The 946-nt window shown below is 69.8% G+C and carries 1 protein-coding gene; it reads right to left on the bottom strand.

The annotated features are described in order from the left end of the window. Nucleotides 1–32: 32 nt before the first annotated feature. A partial coding sequence (locus tag ACY5KJ_RS10245; protein WP_462203257.1) for an IS630 family transposase occupies nt 33–946 on the bottom strand: 914 nt, incomplete at its 5' end.

Genomic DNA, 946 nt, shown 5'->3' with positions numbered 1-946 from the left:
GCTAGTGGTCGGAACCGTTAATTCGTCGGGTTTCATGCGGCCTGCGGACGTGGCGCGTGCCGGTGGTGGTTCCCGATGCGGGCCAGGAGCTGGTTGAGGTCGGTGCGTGTGAACTTCCAGCCGAAGGGCTTGGCGGCGGCGTTGTAGTGCTTCTCGAAGGCGATGATCTGGGCGGCGAGCTCGTCCAGGCCCTCGAAGTCGTCCGGAGTAAGCAGCTTGCGCTGGAGGACGGAGAAGTAGACCTCGACCTGGTTCAGCCAGGAGGCGTGGACAGGCAGGTGAACCATCCGCGCGTTGGGGTAGGCGCTGTTCAGACGGTCGGCGGCGGCCCAGTTGCGGTGCGAGGCCCCGTTGTCCACAACCCAGAAGACGCGCCTGGCCGAGGCGTACGGCTCGACGCTCATGACCTGGTCCACGAGCGCGGTGAACGGCTTGATCCCGGTGGACGGCTCGCACCGGCCCATCACCCTCGCGTGGTGGACGTCGTAGGCGGCCAGGTAGGCCAGGGTGCCGTGCCGGTGGTATTCGCTCTCGGCCCGCATCGCCCGGCCGGGGCCAGGCGGGAGCGGCAGGTGCAGGCGCATCCGGGCCTGGACACCGGGTTTCTCGTCGGCGCTCAGCACGTATTCGTCGTCGCCGAGTGGCTGTCCTTCCCATTCCCGCTGGTAGAGATCCAGCACACGCCCGGCCTTCACCGCGAACGGCGGGTCGCGGGGGAAGATCCACGACCGGTGCTGCCAGGGCTTCAGGGCATCCTCGGTGAGCCAGCGCCGCGCGGTAGACACTGACGGCGCGGGAACGATGCCACTGGCCGCCGCGTGGCGAGCCAATTCTGGGCAGGTCCAGCGGGCCAGCGGCGCCCCGCTCGCGGCGGGCATCTCGCAGGCGAGGGCCTTGACCCCGGCCACCACACACCCGCGGCCGGCCTGGACGCGGCGCGTCAGCT

This window comes from Frankia sp. CcWB3 (assembly GCF_977927595.1).
The sequence above is the reverse complement of the archived record's forward strand: the minus strand, read 5'-3'. Positions and strand labels throughout refer to the sequence as shown.